We start from the raw sequence: 5,553 nt of genomic DNA on the forward strand, positions 1-5,553 counted from the left end.
CTGGTGATCATGGGCGGTTCCTACGGCGGCTACATGACAAATTGGGTGATCACTCAAACAAACCTGTTTGAAGTGGCCGCAAGCCGTTATGGGATCTTTGACCTGAAAAGTGATTTCTCCAACTCCATCTATGCCCAGTGGGAGCTTGATTATCTGGGAAAGCCGTACTGGGAAACTCCTAATCTTTATCGGCGGATGTCCCCTTCCACCTTTATCAAAAAAGCCAAAACACCCACCCTGATCCTTCATGGAGCTGAGGATGAGAACACTTTCACCTCAAATTCAAGAGAACTCGCCAGGGCTTTAAAAACTTTGGCAGTGCCCCATCGGTTTTTCCTCTACCCGAGAGAGGGTCACGGAATGGATGAGCCCAACCATCGATTGGATGTATTTCAACGCCAATTGTCCTGGGTGAATTACCATTTGGGTCGAAAAGCGGCCTTGAGTGGCGAAGATTGGCTGAGTAAGGATATCCAGGTCCAGATCCTGAGCGTTAACAAAAAGGCCCGTTTTCTGAATTACCCTGATGAAACATTTCTTAAGATCAAGCTACTGATAGATGGTTCACAGTCAATCAACCCACACCCGTTTACCCTGGCTGATTTCCGACTTCAACCGTGGTCCAACAAAGTACTCGGTCTCCCCAGTGGTCAGATCCTGCTCCAAGACCAGAATTTCAGGTTTGAGTTAGGACCGGATACACCAAGCATTGAGCTAGAGCTGATCTTTCAGAAAACAGATGACCCAGACCAGGAGTTACACATCAAAGGTGTGGGGAGTTTTACCATCCCCTAATGATCATCTCAAGCCATTAAACAGACGGCAATTAAGTGTGGAGATCTGTGTATACTTTGACTCGCCCAGCAAGACACAGTCTGGTCTCACTGATCGGAGTCGAAGGATCTGATCCCAAATATCCAATTTTGAAATCGCAGGATCAACCATCGCCATTCTAATATTTAATACCAACTAAACCTCAAGCCTGCACTCAATTTCTGCATCTTTTCCCGTTTTACTGTGGTTAAAGTCCTCTTGTCCAAAACTGATTACCCTGATTAAAAAAACAGGATAAATCTTAATTGTCCCGCTTCGGACATTTTACTTGCTGCTGTTCATTATGTTAAGCCGAGAAAAAGAACGAATTGGTCCTCTTATGGATCAACGTAACATAAGCAAGGAGAACAAGATGGATTTCTTAAACAAAATTTCAGAGCATGGACACTGGTTGATCAGACTATCACTGGCAGGTATCTTTTTATTTCACGGTTTTATAAAATTTCCAATGGCGGAAATGATGTCCCAATCAATGGGTATGCCCTTACTCATGATCTACCTGTTGGCAACCATGGAAGTGGTCGGTGGTATCTTTATTCTGGCCGGCGCAATATTTAACGACTTATTGACCCGCATTGCAGGTGGTATATTCGTATTGACCATGACAGGTGCCATCGGCATGGTACACTGGCCCCAGTGGAGCTTTGTGGCGTCAGAGAGTCATCCCATGGGAGGTATGGAGTTCCAGTTATTAACCCTGCTGATCTCTTTGCTTTTTGTGGCAGGAGGAAATCGCGCTGTGGTACCTGCTTCTGAATAAGGCCGGTCCAAGAATGTAATTATTAGAAAATCCGGCTTCAGTCGGATTTTCTTTTTATTGCAGATGAGGGTGAATCCTCGTAAGCTGAAGAATGAACCTGAATATAATTATCCGTGGAGCAGTCATAGATGATCTTGAAGCTTGTGTCGCTATCGATGCCCCTAACTTTAATATTTTTGATCGAGCAAAAAGACGCAAGCATTTTGTAAAGATGATTCCGGAAGATGGGATGTTGGTCTTGGAACATGAAAACAGTATTGTTGCCTATGCCACCTTTGAACCAGACTGGTTTGGCTGTACCTTTCTAAAGCTGGTGGTCACTGATGTATCGGTTCGTAGGAAGGGATTAGCTGCACTGTTGATCCAGTATGTTGAGGATCATCACTGCCCTTCAGGAAAATTTTTCAGTTCAACCGAGGATGACAATGAAGCGTCAAAAAAGCTACATGAGAAGCTAGGGTTTAAAGTAAGTGGTTGGCTGGATAATCTGCCTCAACCACATCGTGAAATTTTCTATTTCAAGCTAATAAAAAAAGATGCTACCTCCTCCATACATGAATAGATACCCTCTTCTATCCTATTCTTAATAGTTTATTTTTTTGATCGGATATTCTTGCTTGCGGAATGTTAAATATATTATATATTGGGTATGATATATTTAACATTAAGTCAAGGATATATAACATGCCTGTATCATTCCAAGAAAGAAGTTTGTGGATCTCACTCATCTCCACTCTATTGATTTTTGGGTATTATTTTGTAAAAGTTTTTAGCACCCTGACTAACCCGGATACAATCGCTTTAAACTTCGGAGGATTACTTGTCGGAGTACTATTCTTCATCTCGTTGATTCAAATAGTATTACAGTCCATCGTCGCGGGATGGTTCAACAAGGAAGCGAGTGATGGCATAGATGAGCGGCACACAATGATTGAACTCAGGGCTGGAAAATTTTCCCGATATGTTAATCTCTCAGGTACCTGGGCTGTTGTGATAAGTTTCTATTTTGGCTTTTCTGTGGAAGTTATTGTTAATATTGCTCTGTTCTTTTTTGTACTCTCTGAAATCGTGGGCTATATCTTTCAATTAAATTTTTATCGAAGGGGATTCTGAATTGACCCTGAAAACAATAGAAAATAATATCAGAAAATACAGATTCAACGCGAATGAAATGACCCAGGAGGATTTGGCGAATCGCATTGGTGTTTCTCGCCAAACCGTTTTAGCTATTGAGTCATGCAAGTACTCCCCAACATTGGAGCTAGCCTTTAAAATTGCTCACGTTTTCAATGTACCGCTAGATGATGTATTTACATATCATCCTGAAAAGGAGTAGTCCAGTTTCTGCAACCCTCCCTGAGCACTTTTTAAACCCGCTTGTCTTATCTAACAATAACCTCATCACAGAAAATCCAGGCCTGACCCCCTGCTCCAGCGTGCCACTCTGGACAAATCTCTCGATTCTTTGCCAGAACTTTGATGTAGCGCGTTGCTTGTGTGGGAAAATCAGCAGTTAATCGTTGGATGGTCACCCGGTCATCTTTCTCAGGGACCTCATTTTCAACCCGTTTCATAAACATCCAATCCTCTCCATCCTTGGAAAGACTGACCTCAATATACTCGGGCATAAAAATCCAGGATGGTGTGGATTGCAAAAAATTAAGCTCGGTCTTGAAGATCTCCTGAACCTCTCCAAGATCAATGGTCAATACCAGATCATGGCCTTCAAAGCCCTGCCAGGTTCCATCTCGAAAATTATCTGACCCAAGAATTCCATCAACCAACCCCATATCACCACCACCTTTGTAGCGTGAATGATATTTCAGGTCATAGGAGGTGGCTGCCCCAACAGCCTGGTGAAAGGCAAAATCTCTTTGAGAAACGCGACCCATGCGCTGCTGACCACTAAAAACGGCTGCTCTTACCTGTGCATCCTGTCCCAGAGATAAACCATGGGTATATTTTTTGGATTCGGCTATGGGATCCGAACCATCAAGGGTAAAACGAAGTTCATGATCGGCCTGCTCAGAAATAAGTTCAACTTCTATTTTCCCATTGTCCAATAATCGGCCTGGCAGGATCTCAACCAGAAATGATCCCTTGCTATAGTTCCACCCCAGCGCATCAAACCTGGGTAATAAAAGCTGTAAGCGCTGATGAAAATTAATCCAATTCCGCTGATCTGCGCGAGACCACAAGACCTCGGACAGCGCTGTCATTCGTGGTAGGACCATATATTCTGCGTGTCTGGTGGTTTTGACAAATTCGGTCCATAGATTGGCTTGGGCACCCAGGACATACTTGTATTCAGTTTGCGCTAATTCTACAGGAACCGGTTCATAGGAGTAGACTTTTTGAAGGGGCAAATAGCCACCAATTGCCTGAGGTTCTGTTTCCGGATCACCTTGATAATAATCAAAATATACATGTGATGTAGGGGTCATGATCACATTGTGGCCAGCTTTGGCGGCTGCGATCCCTCCCGTTTCTCCCCGCCAGGACATGACAGTTGCATCAGGTGCTAATCCACCTTCCAGAATTTCATCCCAGCCAATGATGCGTTTCCCCTTGGAGTGGATATACCGCTCCATCTTCTGGATGAACCAACTCTGCAGCTCATGCTCATCTGCCAGACCTTCAGTTTTGATCCGATTCTGACATTTGGGACAGGTTTTCCAATAGGTCTTGGTGGCCTCATCCCCGCCGATATGGATGTATTCCGCTGGAAAGAGCGTCACTACTTCATCAATCACATTTTCCAGAAAAGTAAACACAGAATCATTTCCCGCACAAAAGATGTCCTCGTTGGGCCAATAGCTTCCTGGGCGGACATCCAATTTCTCACCCTTGCAGGATAGTTCAGGATAAGCTGCAAAGATCTCAGAAGCATGGCCAGGCATCTCTATTTCGGGGATGACCGTGATCTGTCTATCGGCTGCATAGGCAACAATCTCCCGAACCTCTGCCTGGGTGTAGAAACCCCCGTAAGTGCTTTTCTCTCCTGCTTCTACTGGTGACCATTTTCGCCAATCCTCATGCTCACGATCAACACGCCAGGCACAAATCTCAGTTAATTCAGGATACTGTTTGATCTCCAACCGCCAGCCATTGTCATCGGTCAGGTGCCAGTGAAAGACATTCATTTTATGGAGAGCGATCATATCGATGTAGCGTTTGATAAACTCAGCCGGGAAAAAATGCCGTGAGACATCCAGATGCATCCCACGCCAGGCAAAACGCGGGTGGTCCTGGATAACTGCTGCCTGGATCCGGTGTCCTTGAATAGCCAAATCCTCTTTTTCAACAGCAGTGGGTAATAGCTGGCGTAGGGACTGGATCCCATAAAATAGCCCAGGTGCATCACCTGCTGTGATCAGAATGCCATCAGGATTCACTTCCATAAGATAGCCCTCTGAAGGAAGTTCTGTCTCCTCAAGCAATTGAAGTTTTAGTTGCGGATATTCATCATCCCCAATGGTAAGTCCTGGAATGAGTAAGCTAAGATAATCCTGGAAAAAATGATGCTCATTATCAACGCCTGAGATCGCGAACGTGGTTTGTGCCTCAAAAACAAAAGCTCCATCCAAAAGTTCAACTGACTGAGGTTGCGGGATGATATTCATAGCACTACTTTCTGGTGTTGGGTTTTTAGTGGCAGAGCAGGCTTGGAGGACACCCACAACGAGTGTGGAGATGAAGAGTCTGGTTTTCATGTGTCTCATAGCTGTGTTTCGAATTAGGCTAACATTGTCGGGCTAAGCAATTGGGGAAGGGTTAATTACTATCCACTTTTTCGACCCATTTGGTCATTCCATTACGATCGCAGAGCAACACCATGCCAGTGTTTGATTTACCAGTTCCCAGATAGGCGCTCATTTTGCCATACTCATTAGCAGTCCGCAAAAAGCCGATCCCCTCTGAGCCAGTTCCCAAAAATACCGTTTCCTTACCAACTTCAT

Annotated in this window: 7 protein-coding genes; 5 read left to right on the plus strand and 2 right to left on the minus strand. The window is 44.5% G+C overall.

What is annotated here, in order from left to right:
• From U9Q77_02170 to U9Q77_02190, 5 genes are all read left to right on the plus strand, one after another.
• On the plus strand, positions 1-795 hold a 795-nt coding region (locus U9Q77_02170), incomplete at its 5' end, for a prolyl oligopeptidase family serine peptidase (protein ID MEA3286170.1).
• A gap of 391 nt (positions 796-1,186) precedes the next feature.
• Entirely contained in the window at positions 1,187-1,594 is a 408-nt protein-coding gene (locus U9Q77_02175) for a DoxX family protein (protein ID MEA3286171.1), read from the plus strand.
• Between the two features lie 91 nt (positions 1,595-1,685).
• Complete coding sequence (locus U9Q77_02180) at positions 1,686-2,156, plus strand: GNAT family N-acetyltransferase (GenBank protein ID MEA3286172.1); 471 nt, start codon at positions 1,686-1,688, stop codon at positions 2,154-2,156.
• A 122-nt stretch (positions 2,157-2,278) separates the two neighbouring features.
• Positions 2,279-2,707: a hypothetical protein gene (locus U9Q77_02185; GenBank protein ID MEA3286173.1), complete on the plus strand. Its 429-nt coding sequence runs from the start codon at positions 2,279-2,281 to the stop codon at positions 2,705-2,707.
• 1 nt (position 2,708) lies between these two features.
• Complete coding sequence (locus tag U9Q77_02190) at positions 2,709-2,930, plus strand: helix-turn-helix transcriptional regulator (protein MEA3286174.1); 222 nt, start codon at positions 2,709-2,711, stop codon at positions 2,928-2,930.
• A 46-nt stretch (positions 2,931-2,976) separates the two neighbouring features.
• On the opposite strand, the gene U9Q77_02195 is transcribed toward U9Q77_02190, so the two are convergent.
• Both U9Q77_02195 and U9Q77_02200 read right to left on the minus strand, forming a co-directional pair.
• On the minus strand, positions 2,977-5,307 hold the full coding sequence (locus U9Q77_02195) for a glycoside hydrolase family 20 protein (GenBank protein MEA3286175.1): 2,331 nt from the start codon (positions 5,305-5,307) through the stop codon (positions 2,977-2,979).
• A 61-nt stretch (positions 5,308-5,368) separates the two neighbouring features.
• A partial coding sequence (locus U9Q77_02200) for a hypothetical protein (protein MEA3286176.1) occupies positions 5,369-5,553 on the minus strand: 185 nt, incomplete at its 5' end.

The sequence above is a fragment of the Candidatus Neomarinimicrobiota bacterium genome (assembly GCA_034716895.1).
Lineage (GTDB): Bacteria > Fidelibacterota > UBA8477 > UBA8477 > JABMPR01 > JABMPR01.

Bases quoted from the DNA above. Each gene is read 5' to 3' on its own strand.
- U9Q77_02175 (MEA3286171.1), top strand. From the start codon at position 1,187: ATGGATTTCTTAAACAAAATTTCAGAGCATGGACACTGGTTGATCAGA.
- U9Q77_02180 (MEA3286172.1), top strand. From the start codon at position 1,686: ATGAACCTGAATATAATTATCCGTGGAGCAGTCATAGATGATCTTGAA.
- U9Q77_02185 (MEA3286173.1), top strand. From the start codon at position 2,279: ATGCCTGTATCATTCCAAGAAAGAAGTTTGTGGATCTCACTCATCTCC.
- U9Q77_02195 (MEA3286175.1), bottom strand. From the start codon at position 5,307: ATGAAAACCAGACTCTTCATCTCCACACTCGTTGTGGGTGTCCTCCAA.